This window comes from Candidatus Nitrospira nitrificans, assembly GCF_001458775.1.
In the GTDB taxonomy this organism is placed as follows: Bacteria; Nitrospirota; Nitrospiria; order Nitrospirales; family Nitrospiraceae; genus Nitrospira_D; species Nitrospira_D nitrificans.
On record NZ_CZPZ01000001.1, the window covers coordinates 200,282 to 221,368 of the forward strand.

At 57.7% G+C, this 21,087-nt stretch carries 16 protein-coding genes; all 16 read right to left on the reverse strand.

Translation table 11 applies throughout. The annotated features are described in order from the left end of the window. Positions 1-157 precede the first annotated feature (157 nt). Positions 158-1,894, reverse strand: coding sequence for a flagellar hook protein FlgE (locus tag COMA2_RS00890; protein WP_090893826.1), 1,737 nt, complete (start codon positions 1,892-1,894; stop codon positions 158-160). 42 nt (positions 1,895-1,936) lie between these two features. Further along, on the reverse strand, positions 1,937-2,590 hold the full coding sequence (locus COMA2_RS00895; protein ID WP_090893828.1) for a flagellar hook assembly protein FlgD: 654 nt from the start codon (positions 2,588-2,590) through the stop codon (positions 1,937-1,939). Between the two features lie 21 nt (positions 2,591-2,611). After that, positions 2,612-3,862 (reverse strand): flagellar hook-length control protein FliK, encoded by a 1,251-nt coding sequence (locus COMA2_RS00900; protein ID WP_175304307.1) that lies wholly within the window; start codon positions 3,860-3,862, stop codon positions 2,612-2,614. Between the two features lie 694 nt (positions 3,863-4,556). Further along, positions 4,557-4,949 (reverse strand): hypothetical protein, encoded by a 393-nt coding sequence (locus COMA2_RS00905; protein ID WP_090893831.1) that lies wholly within the window; start codon positions 4,947-4,949, stop codon positions 4,557-4,559. Between the two features lie 309 nt (positions 4,950-5,258). Beyond that, positions 5,259-8,714 carry a type I restriction endonuclease subunit R gene (locus COMA2_RS00910; RefSeq protein WP_090893833.1) on the reverse strand — a complete coding sequence of 1,152 codons (3,456 nt, stop codon included), beginning with the start codon at positions 8,712-8,714 and terminating at the stop codon, positions 5,259-5,261. A gap of 11 nt (positions 8,715-8,725) precedes the next feature. Continuing rightward, entirely contained in the window at positions 8,726-10,351 is a 1,626-nt protein-coding gene (locus COMA2_RS00915; protein ID WP_090893835.1) for a DUF262 domain-containing protein, read from the reverse strand. A 19-nt stretch (positions 10,352-10,370) separates the two neighbouring features. Beyond that, positions 10,371-11,498, reverse strand: coding sequence for a restriction endonuclease subunit S (locus COMA2_RS00920; protein ID WP_090893837.1), 1,128 nt, complete (start codon positions 11,496-11,498; stop codon positions 10,371-10,373). Then, complete coding sequence (locus COMA2_RS00925) at positions 11,495-13,591, reverse strand: HsdM family class I SAM-dependent methyltransferase (protein ID WP_090893839.1); 2,097 nt, start codon at positions 13,589-13,591, stop codon at positions 11,495-11,497. The genes COMA2_RS00920 and COMA2_RS00925 overlap by 4 nt, the downstream gene beginning before the upstream one ends. A 358-nt stretch (positions 13,592-13,949) precedes the next feature. After that, the gene (locus COMA2_RS00930; protein WP_139076939.1) at positions 13,950-14,699 is read right to left on the reverse strand and encodes a MotE family protein; all 750 of its coding nucleotides are present in this window, start codon (positions 14,697-14,699) and stop codon (positions 13,950-13,952) included. After that, positions 14,696-15,136: a flagellar export protein FliJ gene (locus COMA2_RS00935; protein ID WP_090893844.1), complete on the reverse strand. Its 441-nt coding sequence runs from the start codon at positions 15,134-15,136 to the stop codon at positions 14,696-14,698. The genes COMA2_RS00930 and COMA2_RS00935 overlap by 4 nt, the downstream gene beginning before the upstream one ends. Further along, entirely contained in the window at positions 15,133-16,440 is a 1,308-nt protein-coding gene (locus tag COMA2_RS00940; protein WP_090893846.1) for a FliI/YscN family ATPase, read from the reverse strand. The genes COMA2_RS00935 and COMA2_RS00940 overlap by 4 nt, the downstream gene beginning before the upstream one ends. Next, on the reverse strand, positions 16,430-17,440 hold the full coding sequence (locus COMA2_RS00945; protein ID WP_139076941.1) for a response regulator: 1,011 nt from the start codon (positions 17,438-17,440) through the stop codon (positions 16,430-16,432). The genes COMA2_RS00940 and COMA2_RS00945 overlap by 11 nt, the downstream gene beginning before the upstream one ends. 14 nt (positions 17,441-17,454) lie before the next feature. Further along, entirely contained in the window at positions 17,455-18,447 is a 993-nt protein-coding gene (gene fliG, locus COMA2_RS00950; protein ID WP_090893850.1) for a flagellar motor switch protein FliG, read from the reverse strand. 245 nt (positions 18,448-18,692) lie between these two features. Further along, complete coding sequence (fliF, locus tag COMA2_RS00960; RefSeq protein WP_090893854.1) at positions 18,693-20,258, reverse strand: flagellar basal-body MS-ring/collar protein FliF; 1,566 nt, start codon at positions 20,256-20,258, stop codon at positions 18,693-18,695. Positions 20,259-20,290: 32 nt separating this feature from the next. Further along, entirely contained in the window at positions 20,291-20,593 is a 303-nt protein-coding gene (fliE, locus tag COMA2_RS00965; RefSeq protein WP_090893856.1) for a flagellar hook-basal body complex protein FliE, read from the reverse strand. Between the two features lie 2 nt (positions 20,594-20,595). Then, positions 20,596-21,039, reverse strand: coding sequence for a flagellar basal body rod protein FlgC (flgC, locus tag COMA2_RS00970; protein WP_245630794.1), 444 nt, complete (start codon positions 21,037-21,039; stop codon positions 20,596-20,598). Positions 21,040-21,087 lie beyond the last annotated feature (48 nt).

Consider the following 21,087-nt stretch of genomic DNA (forward strand, 5'->3'; position numbering starts at 1 on the left):
GGAGCGCCCTGTCAAGCAACCTCTTGACACCGTCAAGAAGCTGACAGGGCGCAGGCTGATGTCCAGGGGTAGAGACCGACACCGGATGAGAAGGGGGGAGTAAGAGAGAAAGGCTGGGAGCGACGATCGCTCCCAGCCCTACCGCAAAAGAACGGAACTAGCGTTTCAGATTGACCAACTCCTGTAATATTTCGTCGGACGTGGTGATCACGCGCGAGTTCGCCTGGAAACCGCGCTGCGCCGCGATCATATCGATAAAGCTTTCCCCCAGGTCGACATTCGACAATTCCAACGAATTTGACAACACCCGCCCAAGTCCGGCGCTGTCCGGAGTTCCCGTCACCGGTTGGCCGGAATTCCCAGACTGAGCAAAGGTGTTTTTACCGGTCCTCGTCAACCCGATGGGATCCGGAAAACGCGCAAGCACCACCTGCGCCAACGCGCGCAGCTGACCGTTAGAAAAACGGCCGTTGATGATGCCGTTCGCATCCACGGAAAATGCTTGGAGCGAGCCGGCGGCAAAGCCATCCTGTGTTTGCTGCACCAGCGCTGACGTCGACCCGAATTGCGTCGTCCCATCGAGCCCGCTCCCGCCGTCGGTCGTCACACTGGAACCGAAATTCATGGCGAGCAGCTGGTCCGGCGTCGCGCCGTTGAAGTCGATCTGTAGCTCTCCCGGTGTCGTGCCGGACGTTCCGGCCGCCGTCCCTGTATCGTACCGAATCACCGTGCTTTCTCGATCCAACGTTCCATCCGTCCCGAACGTCAAGGTGCCGGACCCTACACGAACGATGCCCAAGCTGGCGTCGATATTGCTCGAATGGTAATTCGCCGTGACGACGTCGCTCACAGGCGCCACCGTGTTGTAATTCCAGCTGTTGGCGCCGACCTTCGTGAAGTACGTCGTCAGCAAATGACTGTTCCCGAGTGAATCGAACACCGTCATCGAGGTCGAAAAATTCGAGGTGGCGGGCGGGTCGGAGAGCAGAAAGTCCGTCCCGGCGGTCGACGTCGGCGCCAGCATGTTGAGAGTGGCGCCCAGCGTATCGCCGCCGTTCGCCGTCACCACAACCGTTCCGGTCCCCGTCGTGGAATTGTTCGTCGTGCCCGTCATGCCGGACGCAAATGTAAAGATATTTGAGGCATTGACCGAGGCGGTAAATCCCGCATAGGCAGCGGCTTTGAACGGATCGTTGGGGACCAACGCGCGCACGGCGTTTTGAACTGCCGTGGCAAGCGCCGAGCCGGTCAACCCGTTCGCCACGGTGATCGTCCGAGCCCCGTCGCCGTTCAGATTGATATTGAATGAATTGTTCCCGGCTGCGGTGGTGGTCGTCGATGCCGCGGACGCCACGATGTTGCCGCGCACGCCGCTGAGCGCCGTCGCTGAATTCAGGTTGGCGGCGACGAACGCCGTGGTCGTGGCCCGCGGCGACGCGGTGGTGGAAGGCAGCGCCACATCGCCGATCGTGCCGGTGATGGTGCCGGTGGCATCGGCGAGAAAGCCCTGCAATTTGAATCCGGTCGGATCGACCACATTGTTGTTCCTGTCGAGCCGGAACAGACCGGCGCGAGAATAGAAGGTGGCATTCTGCGCATCTCTCACGATGAAAAAGCCGTTGCCGTCGATGGCCAAGTCCAACACATTGGACGAGGTCGCCAGCGATCCTTGAGAGAAGTTTCCCTGCACGGAGGTCAGCGCCACGCCGATGCCGGTCTGAACCGAACCTGACCCTCCTGAAATCGACGAACTGATCAAGTCCGCGAAGGTCGCCTTGCTCCCCTTGAAGCCGACGGTACTGAGGTTGGCGATGTTGTTGCCGATGACGGAGAGCGCCGTGCCATTGGCGTTGAGCCCGCTGACTCCGGCAAACAATGACGACAGAATTCCCATGGGTGCATACCTCCTTCTTCAACCGGTTCGGATAGGTCTTGTCTATTGCACTTCCACAATCTCCGACGGATCCAGACTGAGCGCTCCGACGGCCAACCGTGGTTGCCCCTCTTCCATGCGCACGCCCGTCACCATGAGTTGCGCGCGGCCTTTTGCGACAATCGCCGCGCCCTGCTGATCGACGGCGGAGATGGCATACTCATACACGCCGGGCGGCATGACGGCGCCCTTACTGTCTTTCCCGTCCCATCGGGCCTGGTTGAGGCCGGCCTGGAGATTGGTGGCATCCAACGTTCGGACGACCTGCCGCTGTTGATCAAGAATTGAGATCTGTACGCGAGCCGCGTTCTTTTCGAGCGCGTACGTCATTGAGCCTTGCCCGTTCTCAAGCTGGACCAACGGACGATCAATGCTGACGCGGCGACCGACCATGGGCAGCAGCGTGAACTGCAACGAGGCGCTCTGCGCATCAAGACTCTTCTGAAGCAGCTGTGACTGCTTCGCGGTCTGTTCCAACTGACTGAATTGGGCGAGTTGCGAGACGAATTCGGCGTTGTCGGTGGGTTTTAACGGGTCCTGGCTCTTTAATTGTGTAACGAGCAATTTGAGAAAATCGTCCTGCCCCAATTGTCGAGGTCCGGTTTGGCTCGTTGTCGCTGGGGGTCCCGCCGTGTTGAGTGTCGATACATCGATCATGTCTTGTATCTCCCTTCCGATCTACGCCACGACATTCAAGAGGCCATGGCGCGATGCGCGTGGGGCATCCTGTCGGTCAGGATTCTGCCCCCACTTCGTTTCGTGCGACCGCTGATTCCCGGTGTGTCCTTGTTCCTGAGAAGAGTCCTGCTGGAAAGAGCGACCGGCGCTCTGGCGATCGATGTCCACGCGGAATTGTCCCATGTCCAATCCGTTTGCCTGAAACGCCGCTTGCAGGCGATCCTGACCGCTGATGAGGAATTGCCCCACCTCAAGCCTGTCGGCGGACAAATGGGTATGCACCACATCGTTCGCCATAGCCACGCGGATATTCACATGGCCCAGGCCGGGCTGCGCCACATCCAACACGACCGATCGCGCCATGAACCGCGCCGACGATTCAGCCGCATCATGGCCGGGCACGGACGACGGCGCCGAACTCACGACAGGAGGAGTGGGAGGAGACGGCGGTGGACTGGAGATGACACGCCCGTGAGCGCCGGCCACCAGCGACTCGGTCGGCGATCCTCCGGAAACTTGCCGATCAATGACCGTCGGCTGCGGGAGCTTGGTCTCGCTCTGGTCGTGTGGAGGACTGTGTTGCTCACCCCAGAGCTCGCTGAAATGTTCCGCCCCATCCGCACTCGAGTGCTGCCCCTGTTGGAACCCCCACTGCGTCCTCACTCCGCTATCCTGCGCGTCGCGAAGGGATTGCGCATGCCAATTCATCTGAGCCGGAGCCGAGCGATCGGATGAGCCTCCATCGCGCATCATGGAATCCGACTTGGAGAGAGCTGGCTTGCCGTCCGGTAACTCCATCCCCACTGAGGCAGGAGAGACCCGACGCACCATCATTTCGGGCTGAGAAGGAGTCACGCCAGGCTGCGACTCCAGAGGCACGGGGCGAGTTTCGGCACGATTCACCGTCTCGGGACCGGCATCCTCGGCAATCATGTGGGAACCCGGCTTGATGACGTGAGCCCTATGCGAATCGCCGCTGTTGGCAATCACCCGAGCGTCTGGTTCAGAAGCGGGTCGATCGAGCGGAGCGCTCCGTTCATTCTCAGGCCGAGCCTGGTCTGCCGGCAGATCAGATACCTTCACGGCCGAATTCGTCGCCCTAGGCGATATCAGCGGAGACTTTGAAGCACCATCGCCAGACTTGGCTTCCCGCTCGGCATCGTGATTCTCCTCGGATATATCCCCCTCGCCTTCGGTGTGAATGTTCGCCTGGGTCGGTACCTGAGGTAGAACCAGCGAGACGCCCGGCATCGAAGTTTGCTCCTGAGAGTCGCCACCTATCTGACTCGATTGAGCCGTCGCCTCCACAGCAGTTCTGGAATCCTCAGCGCCCCTCGTTACATCGTCACCGGATCTGCCTTCCTCTTGGACCTTGGCATCAGACGATGACGCATCCGCGCGCTCAGTCTGAGTTGAGGGAGGATTCTGCTCTCGTCTTTCCATTGAGCGGGGTGCACGATCAGACCTGTTCGTTGATCGCGCCTCAGCGCGCTCCACCTGAGATGAGGAAGGATTCTGCTCTTTCGTTTCTCTCGATCGGAACCCACGATCAGACTTGGTCGTTGATCGCACGTCGTCTGCTTCCCGAGCCTCCATTCTCCGTTCATCGGCGCGAACTCCGTGGAGAACAGCGGGAAAACTCTTCCGGCTACTACTGGAGTTATGGGAAGTCGCTGCTCGAGACATTCTGGCTCCCCTATCGCCAGAGACTTCTGACTGCTTGGGGATGATGTCGGCCAGGCTAAAATCCATGTGCGTCAGTCCTCGTGGGATTCGAGCAAAGAGGGAATACAAGCCCCATGCCACCTGAACGACTCACTAAACTCTTACATTATTGGGCTATTGTGACGAAGGTCTCTTAGCTCGTACCGCGAGAGAGGAAAACTTTACTGGGTAGTAGGCAAAAGTAACCTGAGAAGCGCGTCAGCGATCCGGCTTTGCCTAATTAGAGCGGTGCATCAGATTGCAGAGGGAGTTTTTTTACGGAATCGTGAGGTGGTTTGAATGTGAAGTGCCAATCATGCTGTCCGGCTTCCGGGGAGAAACGGAACAAACCCTCCGCGGTGAGATGTTGATCCGATTTTGACTTGCCCTCCGGATAGAACTTGAAGCGGAAAAGCCTGTCCTTGTTGTCCTTTGACGCATCAGGATTGAGATGACCGGTGATTTCCACGTGGTCTTCCAGCCTATCGAGCGCCTGATTCAGCAGCGAACGAAGCAGGCTGGTGGTGAGCGCCTGTTTGAACGGTTGATCGGGATCGAACGTGTCCGTTTCAGCAGCCCAAACCGGAACGGCCAAGCACATCACAAAGAGCGCGGTTGCCAAGACATGTACCATGAGAGCACTCTAATCCCCGGACATGGCATGGTCAAGACCCAACAAGACACTGTCTTCCTGAGAATTGGTTTTGGTGCGTGCTGAACTTATTAGGCACCGAAGGCATTGGGCTTGCCCTCGCCACTATAGCGTTGGACGATACGATCGTGCCCGGCCTTTCCGTGACAAATCCAAGGCGCGCTGCCGCGTTTCGCCCGTCGTTTTGGCACCGAGCGCTCTTGGGGCTCGGCGAAGTTGTACCGAATTTAATCTGACGGACCCTTAAAAGAGGGCCATGCAGAACCTCTTGTCCCTCCAATCCTCATAGAATCAAGAAAAACCTACACGAGGTTGAAACATACCAATGGCGCTCTGCTGCCAGACATGATGATAAACCTGTTTGGCTACGTCTTGCTTCTCAGCATCGGTGAATGGCGGGCTCGGCAGCGCCGCAAAGAGGCTGTCGAGTATGAGCACTTCGATCTCGGCCTGAGTTTGCGCCCTTTCAGTCCACCGCTCCCGCTGGGCGATGAGCTTCCTCAAGGAATCCAGCAACCCCTGGCTCGCGAGCTTCACCTTCTCCCGGTCGGCCTTGCTGATATTCTCCTTCTGCAACAAACAAAACACCGCGTACTCGTCTTCGCTCAAACCTTCTTCGGCAGCGCGATGGTCTTCGGCATCAAGCCCGCTCATAAAGTCCACCAACCTGGCGAAAGTGTCTTCTATCGTCACGCGGTCTTTGTCGCGATTGTAGTCGGCGATGATCTCGGAATACTTCTTGTAGTAATCCATTCGCTGCGGATTGCGCGCGAGCATCTGCGCCAGCTTCTTCTCCACCAACTGACGAATATCCTCCAGCGCCGACGCCTTCCGCTTTACCTTTTTGGCAAACTCATCCCGCAACTTCTCCAGGTCAATCGTGCTCATATCGAAGCGCTTCGAGGCCACCTGGTCATGGCCAGGTTCGACGGCGCGGATGGCTTCGTTGATAATTCGGTGGAGCTCCTTCAGCAACTCCGTCACGTCCGCCGTGTCACGGCGCTCCTCCAACTTCTTGTAAATCGCCTCGATGTTGTCGTGCCGTACCGCATAGGCGAATGCTGCCGGCTCCATGATAAGTGCTTTGAAACGGATGAATACCTGTCGCGCGAGAATCTCAAAACGCCAACGGCCTTCGTCGCGTGAGCCGATGACTGCGTCTGCCCCATCGGCGATAGCCCCAATGCGCGTAAACCCTTTCGCACCATTCAACCGGTCCGGCTCAAACCCCAGCCCGCGCAAATGTTTCTCCGTTTCCTCGATTGCGGAGAGCAAGGCCTTCACTCGCTCCTCGATGGGGGCAACGATCTCATCTTGGTCCCCATCTTCATGCCCCAGCGCGTATTGCGCGAGTGCGGCGCGCAGGCTCTTGAGCATCCCGTTGTAGTCCACTATGAGGCCGAAGTCTTTGCCGGGATACACGCGGTTCGCGCGGGCGATGGCCTGCATGAGCGTGTGCGCCTTCATTGGCTTGTCCACGTAGAGCGTCGATAGACATTCCACATCAAAACCCGTCAGCCACATGGCGCAGACAATGGCCACACGGAACGGATGCTCCGGGTTCTTGAAAGCCGACTCCACATCCACCCGCTTGCCGTCTGCCGTCTCGAAGCCCTGCTTGATCAACGCCCGGTGCGGGATGATGCTGATGCCCCACTTCTTGAAATCAGCGACCTCATTCTGGCCTTCGCTGACGATCATTTGAATAAGCGTTTGCTCCATCCACTTCACCTGGCCCTGCAACCAGGCCAACTCTTTGGCCGCCGCCTCTCGCTGCCCCTCTCCAACCAGCACCACACGCTCCGCTTTCTTCCGCAGAATCAAAAATCGCACTCTAGCGAGCTTGAGTTTCCAAAGACGCTTGATACGCTTGAGCATTCGTCCGCAGGTAATCTTGTCGATACAGACCAGCATCGACTTCCCCGACTCCCAGCGCGTCGCGCAATGTTCTACGAAATCAACCGCCAGCTTGTTCAAACGGTCGCCTGAGGTAATGACTTCGTAATCCTTCCCCAGCAGCTTCTCAAGCAATGCCTCTTTGTCAGGATCGAGTTCAGCCCTGGCAATAGCGTCAGCGATGCGGTCGTTGAGATCGAGCCGGGCAATTCCAAGCTTCTCGCCACGATTTTCATAGACCAGCTTGACCGTCGCCCCGTCCTCCTCGGAGCGCTTGAAATCATATTTCGATACGTAGGTGCCGAATATGCGCTTGGTGAGTTGGTCATGCTTGAATAGCGGTGTGCCAGTGAAGCCAATGAATGCCGCATTCGGCAACGCGAGACGCATGTTGCGCGCAAGCTTGCCCGCCTGCGTCCGGTGCGCCTCGTCGGAAATGACGATGATGTCGTCGCGGTCGCTGTAGGGTTCGTGCGGGTTCACATCCTGATTGAACTTGTGAATCAGGCTGAAGATGTAGCGGTGGTTCTGCTGAAGTAAATTCTTCAATTCCTCGCCCGTGGCTGCGCGAGGCGTCTTATCATCCCCCACGCCGCAGCCGACGAATGTCCGGTAAATCTGGCTATCCAGGTCATTCCGGTCCGTCATGAGCAGAAAGGTGAACTTGGCCGAAATCTTCCGCCGAACCTTTTCGGTGAAGAACGCCATAGAATACGACTTGCCCCCGCCTTGGGTGTGCCAGAACACACCCAACTTGCCGAGGTCTGGGTGCGCCGACTCGACAATATCCAGCAGCCGAACAGACCTCTCTTGCTCCACCGCCTCTACGACTTCCTGCGTATAGAGCCCCGGCCCGTCTCCTGGCGATTCAGCTGCCAGAAGCTCTGGTATCTCCACCACACGATAGGTAAGCCGACTCTCCGGTGGGAACTGCTTCCGCAATTCCTCCTGTCGCCGCACCGACGCAACCGCATTGTTCACGCCCAGCACCTGATGATTCTTGGCAATGATTTTGCGCGTTGCGCCGGCTCTACTGGAGTCGAACAGGATATAATTCTCCACGAGGTCCAACAACCGGTCGTGCGCAAGCATCCCGTTGATCAGCCGCGCGGCTTCTACACTGCCTTTCCGGTCGTCCTCATCTAATCGCTTCCACTCGGCGAAATGCTCCCACCCAGTCGTGATTGATCCGTAACGGGCGCGATGACCATTGCTCACAACAAGAAAGGCGTTGTGATGAAAGGCGTGGGCGATGACGTTCTCGTCCAGGTAATCCCGTAAGTTGCCATCAAACCCAGTGCGAATGTTCTTATAAACTGCCTTCAACTCGATGAACACGAGTGGTAGCCCGTTGACAAAGCAGACAAGATCCGCCCGGCGATTGTAGCCCGGCGTACGCAGACCGGTCAGTTTCAACTCGCGCACTGCGACGAACCGGTTGTTTGGCTTGCCATCTGCTCCGACGCGGTTCTGGAAATCAATCACCCGCGCCCGCGTCTCGAGAAGCTGGCCTTGCGTATCTTTGTAATTTACCGGCACGCCATCGCGGATAAACTTATAGAACTCTTGATTGTGCTGAAGCAGCGAGCGCGTAAAGTCATGCCGTGTCAACTTCTGCACGGCATCAGAGATGGCCGCAGCAGGTAACTGCGGATTCAGCTGTACCAGCGCCGCTCGCAGATCGCGGACGAGCACCACCTCGCGCGTGTCCGACCGACCTAGCGTGCCATCCGGTCCGAAGCTTTCTTCGTTCCACGCATAGACACTGTCCCAGCCGAGCCGATTCTCCAGATGATCGGCGAATGTCTTTTGGACGAGTCGGTCTTCGCTGTTAATGTCGGTGTAGGCCATTCAGATTCGTCTCACTCGATTGTCCAAACCTGCTCGGCGAGCTTCAGGAGACGCTCGTGCCGTCTCTTGATTATTTCTACAGCCCATTCTGGTTGGTCACACACTTCCTTTGTGATATCGAATGATACTTTCTTGTTCCGGTCGCTATAAATCCTCTTCTTCCGCTCAAAGTCGTAATACTGGGCTTTGTAATTTTTGGGGCCACTCAATAGCGCTAGATTTCCCAGGCGATGTAGCCATATCTTGTGCTGCTCGTCACTGAAACGGATCTTCCAATAGTCGTCCTTCAGTGCCTGAGGGAGCACATGCTCAATCGTTACGCTTCCACTGTACGTCTTGCTCACAGATTCATCCTGGGTCGCTTCCTCAAGTCGCAAAAGTACGGCTGCGTCAAAAGGCTTTCCATAAAGCTCCCCGCCCAATAGCTCAAGGAATTCGGTGTTCTTGGCATTTTTCCGAAAGATCTGCCGCACGTCATCGGCACGCTTGCCGTCCTTGATAGCACTAATCAACTGATGATAGGCAGTGATCCGAGCCGTGCGCCCGAGTCTCCTCACCCAACTCTGTATTGTGATCTTCTCCAGCAATCCAACGAATTCTTGCTCAGGCAGGCCTGGCACCGGCTGGTTTAGATACGCAAGCAAAGGTGGAATCCATTCGTCGTAAGCCACACGACGCAGCCCCCGCAGAGATCGCAGTGTGGATGGGTCCTCAAAATCATCACCCCCGATTTGCATATAGTTCTGCGCGGAAACAATCACGTTCTCGAGGAAGGCAAACGGTCCGCCCTTTGTTTCCCGGATGAGTGGCTCGATCTCCTCATGCAGTGTTTTTTGCGCTTTGATCGCGGTCAAAGCAGTCCGATGGTGTCCAAAGAACGCGTCCAACCGTTCTATCCCGACCTCCTCCTCAAGCTCCAGCCACCGCTCTTCTAGTTCTTCACTTCTGCTAGCCTGCGGGCCAAGCTGGCTGAAAAGAATATTCTTAATGAGGTCAGCATTCGATAGAGACATCCCGCGTGCGTTTAGCACATTGAACAGACGGTAAGCCGACTGCCATGAATAAGTGGTTACGAAGACCACATATACTTTGCTAAGGAGATAGTTCGCAAAAAGCCTGAGAACTTGTTGGCTCTTATTTTCACAAAACTTATCCACAGCCTCTAGGTTTTCAGCCAGATGCCGCTGTGGGGCTTCGAGGTCCTCACGGTCCTTTTCTGCCAAGGCCTGCGCGTCCACCACGTACTTACGGAAGAAGGCCTGATCCTTCTTTCGCAGCAACAGGCGAGGTGTCTCAGCCTCTCCCGTCAAGACATTGCGTGGAAGAATGCGCTTCCCAAGCTCGGCCTTTGCCGCTTCATCCGCAATATGGTCTCGCAGGCGCGCGAAGATAAGATTCAGTGTGGTTAGGCGCTGCTGGCCATCAACTACCTCGTACCTACGGTCGCGCTCCTTTTCAATCGTGATGAGTGAGCCAATGAAGTATTCATTGTCGTTTGCCCCATAGGCTTCCCACACATCCTCTAATAGTTGCTGTGTGTTCTCTTGTTCCCATGAATAGGGACGCTGATAGGGTGGAATCTCGTAACAGATTTGCTCGGTGAGAATGTTTGATATAGCGCGTTCTTCAGCTTTCATTCTTGAGCCTTTCTATTCTTCATACGGCAATCTCTCCGCTCATGAGGCGCGGCAGCAACAGATCACGAGCGGTACGGAGCTTTTGGTTTAAAAAAGTAAGCGCCTTCAGTTGCTCAACAATGGGTTGAATCACACTTTCAAAACTGTTTCGAAGGCCGTCTGGCGGTAGCGGCACCACATATTGCTTCATTTGTTTCCAATCCGCGCGAGGCATCTTTGACCCTTCCTTCATTGTCTGTGCAGTCACGGCGACAAATGGGTCACTCGAAACAGTCATTAGCAGCAGCCCTCTAAATTTAGAGTTGCGCGGACGAATGACGATTGCGTCAGATGAGGCGACGCCGTCGACAAAAGCAACGCCTACTTTATGAAAATAAGGACGAATCTTCCCAAACAGAATCTCACCTTCACGAAAGCGATGTTTTGTGCTCGTCACCTGGTCTGCTTGCCTCCATTCCGACAGCGAGATAGAGCGACGGGGCATATGTTCAAGGCCGATGTAAGGGGTCTCAGGTTCTAACTGATCGGGCGATGCTGCCTCGCGCACATCGGTGCAGAGATCACCAAGAGTCATTTGTTTCCACCCATGTGGGAGGCCGTTGGTGATTCGAGCGTGCTCGTGCCCAGGGAATCGGAGGCGGACGAACCACTCCCGATAAAGCAGCCGCGCCGCCTCTTCCAACAACGCCATCCGCCGCCGGTTGTTCTCAATCAGGTCGTCGTAGGCGGAAAGAGTTTCAGCGATGCGCAGTTGAATCATTAGTGGTGGGATAGCAACTGGGACTGCGTAAAAATCCTCGCGCTTTGTTGATGGGATTGCCGAACCGCTATCCATTCGATTTATGTCCACGGTGGAAAGCTGATAGAAGGCCCATTTAAGGTCAATCTGCGGATCGCGAATATCCAGATAATACGCAGTATCGATCACGAAAAATGGCCCATCTGAATAGTGAACTCCACGATAGGCGCCTTTTCTTCCAATGACTATTCCTGGCCTATCAACAAGTGGGGTCTTATGCCAGCCGATAGGTCCATTCGTTCCAAATACACGAAAACGATTTTCTTCTGATGATGTTTCAGGATATTCACGAAGACTCTTGCCGTATTTCAGCTCAGCAACATCGCCCCAATGAAGATTCCGTATCATGCAAGCTCCTCAAAGTTCCTCTGAATCTTCTTTGCCAGCACGGCGGCTTCCTGGGTCAGGTCTGTTAGTTCGATGTGGATGTCGGCCAGAGCTTGCTCAAAATCGAAATTTTCGTCGACTTCCGGCGGCGCAACTCCCACGTAACGACCAGGCGTGAGGCTCCAGTCGGCGGCTTTAATGTCTTTCCGGTCCACCAGCTTCACCAGACCCGGCACCGCCACGAGTTTTGCATCGGGAAAGCGCGAGAGGAGCCAATGCGCCTGCCGCTCGAAGTAGGCGGCGGCCTTGAGTTGCTCCACGGCTTCCTTGCGCCGAGCGTCGAGTTCTTTTTCCAGCCGCCCGATGGCGCGACCATCCCACGCCTCGTGCTCTTTGGCGTTGAAATCCTTCTCCGCCATATCCACCAACCGCGTGTCAAGTTTGAAGGCGAGATCCACATCCTTGACGAGATCACGACAGGCGGTGGCCAGATCTTCGAGTTCGCCTAGTAGCTTCTTCTGCGCGGCCAGCTTGGGCTCACCGGGTTTCTTCCAATCTTTGGCGATCCTCTTGGTCAAATATTCCAGCCCTTGGAAACAATTCTTGGCCGCATCGTCACGCTCTTTCACAAGTTCACGGATCGGCGAGTCTTTGGGCACGGTCTTGATGAACGGCGCGACGGCATTCGTCAGCGCACCGTAGGCTGTTCGATAATCGGCTGACTTCCCGACAATAGCGGCGGCTTCCGTGAGCGTGCGTTCAAGATAGTGCTGGACGAGCGCAATGAACCGGTCGGATTGCCCCCGATAGAGCCAGACGATGGCCGTAAGGTTTTGTAGTTGCTCAGGAGAGAAGTCGTAAATCTTGCGCGTGACCTTTCGGTAGATGTTCCGCGCATCAATCATGAGCACCTGGTCGCGGCGATCAACGGGCTTACCTCTGTCGAAGTGCCACAACTCACACGGGACGGTGCGTGTGTAGAAGAAATTTGATCGGATGGAGATCATCACGTCCACACCGCCGGTTTCGACGAGCTTTCGGCGCACGTCCATTTCACCATGCCCGGCGCTGGAGGCCTGTGATGACATGACGAACCCAGCGCGGCCAGTTTTGTTCAGGTAGCTCCAGAAATAGGAAATCCAAAGGTAATTCCCGTTGGAGACTTTCTTGTCCTTGTTCACACCCGGCAGACCAAACGGCAGACGGCGATCAACTTTTGCCTTTTCGGCATCCACCTTGTCCACGTTGAACGGCGGATTGGCCATGAGGAAGTCGCAATTCCCCCATAACGGCTTTCCCTCGGGCAGTCGATGCGGGTCTTCGTAGAAGGTGTTGGCCTCAACGATGTTCCCCTCCAGCGCGTGAACGGCAAGGTTCATTTTAGCAAGGCGCAGATTGCTGGTCTTATATTCTTGCCCGTAGAACGTCACACGATGGGCCGCGCTCTCGCCGCGCCGCTCGATGAAGTGGCTGGACTGGACGAACATGCCGCCTGAACCGCACGCAGGATCGAACACTGTGCCGTGATCCGGTTCGATAACGTTGACGATGGTCTGCACGAGTGACGGCGGGGTAAAGAATTCGCCATTGTCCTGCGCACCCTGCATGGCGAACTTCATCAGGAAGTATTCGTTGATGCGCCCGAATATGTCGCCGCTGGTGCTACGGAGCGTCTCGCTGTCGAAAACGCGGAGAAGGTCTTCAAGGAGGGTATTCTCGAACTTGGTGTAGTCCTTCGGGAGCTGGCCCTGGAGCGGCTCGAAGTCACGCTCAATGGCGTTCATGGCCTCCACGAGTGCGGTTCCGAGGTCCGATCCTTTAGGGAGCTTGAGCAATTCGTCGTAGTGGGCTTCCTTCGGCAGCAGGAGTGCGCGGCGCTTTTTGAAGTCGGCGGCGGTGAGCGGGCGCTTGGGAATCTTGCCAGTGGCCTGCTCGGCCTGAATCTCCCGTAGGGCTTCGGCGTAGCGATTCGTGGCGTGACGCAGAAAGATGACGCCCAACACGGGCATGCAGTATTCGCCGGCCGTCAACTTTGAGTTGGCGCGGAGATTATCGGCAGCGTCCCAGAGGTTGGCTTCAAGTTGTTCGATATGAGCGAGTTGATTAATGGTCATCAGCAGAAGGCGAGCAAGGAGTTAGAAGTGTGTCTGGGTAAATGCCATTGCCAAGTGATCGATCTCTTCGGCCCATGTGCCTATAGAAAAATCAGAACCGCCCTGGATTATTCGAGGCAATTGCCGCCGCAGAATACATTCATTCGTAAACGAAGTCACCCCATGTTTCGCCTTCTAAGCAGAAACGCTCTTTAACCGTTTGGACACCGGGCGAGTGAGTTCACATGTGAAAGACATGTGCTCGCTCAAGAAGTTGGTTTGCACAAGAAGTGAGGTCGGAGTTTGAATCGTGCACGATGTTGGAAGTGGATTCGGTCTTGTCACTCAATACGCTAGCAACCGCCATGTCTGCCAGCCACTACGGCGTTTGGACCAGCAACTGCTCGGTGAGTTTCGCGGCCCGGTCGGCTTTGACTTGCGCGAGGATCGCCCCGGCGGTCTTGGCTTTCACCAGCTTGAGGATTTCGATCGCTTTGCGATCCGGCATATGTTCCAGACGCGAGGCGGCGTCTTCAGAGGGCATGGACTCGAAGATTTTGGCCAGCTGCGTCCGTTGCTCTTGAACCACACGATCCTTTGCTGCCAGGGCCTTGGCCTGTTGTGGCGTATCCTTGGCCTGCGCATTCTGAATCCGCTTCTCCAAGGCTTCGTTCTGGTCCAAGAGCTCCTCGATCTGCCCCCTCACGATCATGAGTCGTTCTTCGTTCTGGCGAAGCGCTTGCTCGCGCCGGTCAAGATCGCGCTTTCGCTGGGCCAGCATATCAAGCACTTCACGTGGCATATCGACCGCCGGCCCATGGGCCGCCGGCGGCGCCAACAGCTTGGCATCGTCCTGAGACTCCGCTCCCGAGCTCTCTGCTTCCTGCGCTTGCGACGGTGTGCCCTGCGTCGGCCCACTGGTCGTCGCCGTCTGTGTTTTGTTTTTGGGTTCGGAGGAGGCTTGTCCCAGTTGCACCATGACCCAGAAGAGAATGGTTGAACCGAGGATGCCACCCACCATCGTCCACAACTGGGAATGCCGATTCATCCTTGGCATCGCTCTTTCCACCTGTCCAAGACTGCCGAGACCGCAACGATCTACCAACCCTCTGATGGATCGTGTGTTCATGAGCGGCTCTCTCGCCGAGTGGAATGTCCGCGGCTGGCGGCTTCATCCATGGTCCGCCGCTCCTGGCGCGCCGCGTCGGCGCGTTCTGCGTCGCGGCGTTTGTCGGCGACGATATCAAGCAGCTTGCGCTCCAGGCTGGCTTCAACGAGAAGCGCCTTGGTACGCTGCCACGCCTCGACAGCGTGATCGATCTCTCGACGGACCCGGCGCAGCCCCGCCTGTTGCGAGTCCATACGCCCCTGCCATTCCAACCAGGCTTCTATCGTGAGCCCTTGCGCAGATTGTCGGTCGTGGGTGACGACCTCCTGTTGAATTTGGGCCTCAAGGTCCCGATACCGTTCCTCACCCTGCGCCAGCGCGCGAGTGATCTGCGCCAAATCCATCATCAGTCCCTCGACGGTCTGCGCGCGCAGTTTTCGCAATGCCTCGAGGCTCATGCTGCCTGCTGGGCCAGCGCCTCAAGTTGCTGCACCGACACAGGCAAGCCGGCCGGCTGGTCGATGTCTTGCCGCAAGTAGGCATTGATCCCCTCCTGCGCTTGAACGGCACGGTCGAGGGCCGCGTTCATTCCCGGCTTATAGGCTCCCAGCACGACAAGGTCCTCGGATTGGCGATAGCGCGCCACCAATTCAAGGAGCTTCCTGGCGGCATCGTAATGCGGCCGCCCGACGATATCCCGCATCACGCGGCTGGTGCTCTGGAGGAGATCGATCGCCGGAAAGTGATTGCGAGCGGCCAAGGCGCGCGACAAGACGATATGGCCGTCCAAGATCGAGCGAACCGTATCGGCAATGGGATCACTGAGATCATCGCCGTCGACCAGCACGGTATACAATCCGGTAATGGTTCCTGGACCTGGTCCGGTCCCGACACGTTCCAGCAACTTCGGCAAGAGCGTAAACACGGAGGGCGTATAGCCTTTGGTCGTCGGAGGCTCCCCGATCGCCAATCCCACTTCCCTCTGGCTATAGGCCAGTCGCGTCAGTGAATCCATCAACAGCAACACCTGTTTTCCCGCGTCACGGAAGTATTCAGCGATGGTCGTCGCGACCAACGCCGCGCGCAACCGGATGAGCGGGGCTTGGTCGGACGTCGCCACCACCACCACCGTGCGTCCGAGCGCCTCCGCGCCAAGATCGCGTTCCAGGAATTCGTTGACCTCACGGCCTCGCTCGCCGATGAGGGCAATGACATTGACATCCGCTTTCGTGTAGCGGCTGATCATTCCCAACAGCACGCTCTTTCCCACCCCCGAACCCGAAAAGATGCCCATCTTCTGGCCGCGCCCACAGGTCAAAAATCCATTGATGGCGCGAACGCCGAGATCAAGCGGAATGCGTAGACGGGCTCGTTGCAAGGGGTTCGGCGCGCCGGCATAGAGCGGATACCGTTTCGTGGCCGTCAGCGGCCCCTTGCCGTCCATCGGATTGCCACAGCCGTCGAGCACCCTTCCTAACAGGCCTGGCCCGACGGCAAGATCGGCCACGTGGCCGGACATGGTAATTCGACTGCCCGGCCCGATCCCGTGCATGTCGCCCAGCGGCATCAGGAGGACACGGTCTCCCCGAAATCCCACGACCTCCGCGGCGATCGGCCCTCCGGCCACCTCTCGCGTAATTCGGCAGAGCTCTCCGACGGTCGTCATCGGCCCGTACCCTTCCACGACGATCCCGACCGCTTGCGCCACTCTTCCGGACACTTCGATGGGATCGACGCGTTCGATCAGCCGACTAAGACTCATGATGAGCCCTGTTCCTCAGGGCATCGCCCAAGCGGAGTAACTGGGTGTCGAGGGACGCATCGACTAATCGTGTTGCCGTGTGCAGCAGACAGCTTCCTCGTGGGAGAGAAGCCACCGGCTCGATGGCGAGCTTCAGCGCGACCTGCCGGCGTCCTGTCAACTCCGCCCGAACCGCTTCAAGCACGGCCGCGTCGGCCGGATGCGCCTGTATCACCACGCCGTCTGCCTCCGGAACCGCCCCAAGCGCCGCCTTGACCTGCGTCACGATCTGTTCGCGGCCGGACTCGGCTGAGTCATGCAGGATTTTAGACACGATCTGAAGCGCGAGCGCGATGACTTCGTCGTCGATCGTCTGCTGAAGCGCGGACCGAGCGGCATCAAACTTTCCCACGGCCTCGGTCAACACCGAAAAATCTTGTTGCCGCTGCGCGTCCGCATATCGCCGGCCGTCTTCCAGACCACGCTCATATTCCGTCAGCCCATCGGCTCCTTTCAGCGCGCCGTCGTCCCCGAAGGTTTGAAACGGCATGCTCTGCAGCCGCACCGCGCCGGACCGTACCGCGGCATGCTTGAGGACCGTATGGTCGGCGCGAATCCGATGAAGTTCCAGGAGCCGACGAACCGTGTCGAGGACAATGTCCGGCGGAAAGGGTTTCGTCAAAAAATCGCTGGAGCCGGCTCTCATGGCGCGGACGGCAAGTTCGACCGAGGCTGCTCCCGTCATCACGACGCCGATCATGCGACTGTCGATCCGCTGCGCCTCCTCCAAAACCGCGATGCCGTCTCGATCCGGCAGGGAGGCGTCGACGATCAACAGCGCGGGCGCCTTCTGCTTGACCATGGCAAGCGCCTCCTGTCCTGAGCCTGCGAGTCGGACAGACACTCGCTCCGGCTGAAGGAGCTCGTGCAACAGATGTCGGACCTCTTCGTCGGCATCAACGATCAGGACCGTCCCTTGGAAGCGTGACACGCTTCGCTCGGAACCGGTCACTGCAGGCATGGTTCCACCCGCCACTACAGCATCTCCTCCCCCGCGCCTGCGATGACGATGCGGCCCTCTTCTTCCAGCTTGCGGCAGACTTTCAGAATATTCTGCTGGGCTCTCTCGACATCGGACACCTTCACTGGCCCTTTCGCCTCCATATCTTCCTTCAACATTTCCGCGGCGCGACTCGACATATTCTTGAAGAATTTCTCCTTCACCTCCGGATTGGCGCCGCGAAGAGCCAGCGGAAGGTCGTCCTTGCTGATTTCTTTCATCAATTCCTGCACGCCGCGATCGTCGATCTTCACCAGGTCGTCGAAGACAAACATGAGCGCCCGGATCGCGTCCGCCAACGGCTGGCTCTTCTCCGCGATCTTGACCATGATGCCCCCCTCATTGGTCTTATCCATTCGTGTCAGGATGTTGGCCATCACCTCGGGCCCGCCGAGGCTCTGCGACCCCATTCCCGTACTGGCCAATAGTGTCTCTTGTATGCTTTGGCTGAGCTCTTCCAAAACATCGGGCTGCACCTCCTCCATGGTGGCCAGCCGGAGCGCCACGTCTCCGCGCATCGCTTCCGGAAGCCCTGCCAGCACTTGCCCGGCTTGATCGCTCTCAAGATGCGCAAGCACGACCGCCACGGTTTGCGCATGCTCGACCTTCAACATTTGGACAAGCGTTTTCACATCGGCCCATTTCATCGCGTCCAGCCCCGGATAGCTTTTCCTGGTCATCGATTCGATGATCCGCGCCGCCTTTTCCGGGCCCAGCGCCTTGATGAGCACGGTCCTGATGAACTCTTTTCCCTGAAACTGCACCTCGCCGGACGCGCTGGCGGTCTGAAAATCCGAGATGACGGCATCTTCCTCATCCCGCGAAATCTGAGCCGTGCCGTTCATGAATGTTCCCAGCCGCTTGATTTCTTTGGGGTCGAGTTGTTTCATGACCTGGGCGGCTGATTCTTCTCCGATCGCACGAAGAAGAATGGCCGCCTTTTGTTCGCCCGTCAGATTTTTCGCCATGTCTCTGCGTTATGTGAGCTGTTGTAATGCCGTTACATCTACAAGGACCACGAAATAGCCGGCAGAGGATGTTGAAAAAGCTTGTCCAGCAAGGCCGCAGCGAGCGAGAGACCGAGACGCACGCTTTGCCGTACGTCGAGCCTCTGAGCCCGCATCGCCGACTTTGCGAGGCGTGCGATGCGACCTGCCTCGCGAAGCCGCTTCGGCAAGGCGGGGAACGACGCTGGAGAGCTTTTGCCACATCCTCATGAAGGATTCTTGAGCCACTGCTTCACGACCACCGCCGTCGTGTCGGGGTTCTTTCTCGCCATATCGATGATCTGCGCCCGGTCCTGCGCGCCGGCCAATGAAGCCTCCGACGTTCCGAGGGCGCCGGGCAACGCGGACATCGACGCTTCGGCCGAGAGTCGTTCGGTCGTCGAACCCAACATGGCCAACAACGGACGAACCACGAACAGAAGAATCACCGTAAACAGTAGAATGCCGACCCCATACCGAAGATACGGCAACCATGGCTTCGGACCCTCGGACACGGCTTCCGCCGTCGCGCTCTGGAGCTCTTCCGGTTCCGCGCCGAATTGCACGTTCACGACTTGAACCTGATCCTGCCGCTCGGGCGAAAAGCCCATTGCTTTTTTGACGATGTCCTCGATCCGCTTGAGGTCTTCTTCCGAACGGGGAATGTATTTGCGCGCGGCAACCGGCGTCTCCGTCGACTGTCCCTCTCCCGTTTTGGCCGTTTCATAGATCCCATCGACCAGCACGGCCACGGACAACTGTTTGATGACACCGACCGGCTCGACGATTTTGGACACCGTTCGACTGATCTCGTAATTGACCGTTTCATTTTTCGTCTGGCTGTTGTTCGAACTGGTTTGCGGAAGCTCCTGGTCCGTGCCGGGCGGGACATTCGACTGGACACCCGGCACGCCGCCGCTGACGCCGTTCGTGCCGTTCGCCTTTTCCTGCCCTCGTTGTTCGCTCCTCACGACCTGGCTGTTCGGATCGTAACGCTCCTCCGTGGTCTCGACCTTGCGAAAGTCCACCACGCTGGACACACGCACGACGGCTTTGTTGGATCCGACGATCCGCTCCAGCATCGTTTGGATACGCGTTTCGACATCCTTTTCGATGCTCCGCTGATACTCGAGCTGTGTATTGGTCAAGCCGGCGGTTTCATCCGTCATGGTGGACGACAACATGCGGCCGTGCCCATCCACCACGGTCACATCGCGGGCCTGCAGGCCTTCCACGCTGCTTGACACCAAATGGATGACCCCTTGCACCTGCGCCTGAGCCAGCTGTTGGCCGTTGCGAAGCGACACGATCACGGACGCGCGCGCTTTCTCCTGCTCGTTGGCAAAGAGTCGCCGTTCGGGAATCGCCAGATGCACCCGCGCCCGCTCGACTTCCGGCAACTGCGCGATGGTCCTCGCCAACTCGCCCTGTAAGGCGCGCCGATAGTTGAGCTTCTGCACGAATTCGGACATGCCGATCGACGTGCGATCGAAAATCTCGAAGCCGACGCCGCCTCCATGAGGGAGCCCTTGGGTCGCAAGCTGTAATCGCAGATCGTGGACTTGGGCGCTGGGAACCAGCACCGTGGCTCCACCGCCGGTCGTTTCATACGGCACCTTCGTCTCTTTCAGCTTATCGATGATGGCGGCCGCGTCTTCGCCGCTGAGATTGGTGAACAACACCTGCATGTCGGGCTGCTGCGTCCACAGCGTGAGCGCGATGAGGCCCGCCACCGACCCGGCCAGGGCAATGAGGATGATCATCCGCTGATTGATGGAAAACTTGGAAAACATGCTACCCACGCTCCTTCATCGGGCCCGACTGCTTACATCTGCATCCGTTGAATTTCTTCATACGCCGTGACCAGTTTGTTCCTGATTTGCATCATCAATTGGAACGACACGTCCGCTTGCTGCAGCGCGACCATCGTCCGGTGAAGGTCTTGCGTCTCGCCTGTCATGAGGGCACCCACCGCTCGGCCGGCTTCCATCTGCGTGTCGTTGACCTTTCCGATCGCGGTTTTGAGAGAATCCAAGAACCCAGTGGCGCCGGCTGCTCCCGCCGAAGCGCCCGGGGCCACATCGGGAATCGGAGCGATGCCTGAGGTCGGACCGTAAATTTGATTCATGATCACCTCCCGATCTCCAGTGCCTTGTTCCACATGGCGCGTGTCGCGTTGATGGCTTGGACATTGGCTTCGTACGCGCGCGACGCGCCGATCATATTCACCATCTCTTCCATGACATTCACGTTCGGAAGACGCACGAACCCTTTGGGATCGGCATCCGGATGATGGGGATCATAAATGAGCTGTCCTGGTTTGGGATCTTCCACCACGCGCGCGACGGAAACCCCTTCGAGCGCATGCGCCGACGGCCCCACCGCGACCTGGCGGAAAGCCCGCTGGAACGCACTTGGAACCGCCGTTGAGCGAAAGACGACATCCCGCCGCTTGTACGGACCGCCGGTCGGTGTTTTCGTCGATTGGGCGTTCGCGAGATTGCTCGCAATGACGTTGAGCCGTCGCCGTTGGGCATCCAAGCCGGACACCGATACGGCCATACTGTCGGACATCTCCATAGGTACCTCCGTTAGAACAGTTGCTGGTTTCACGTTTCACGT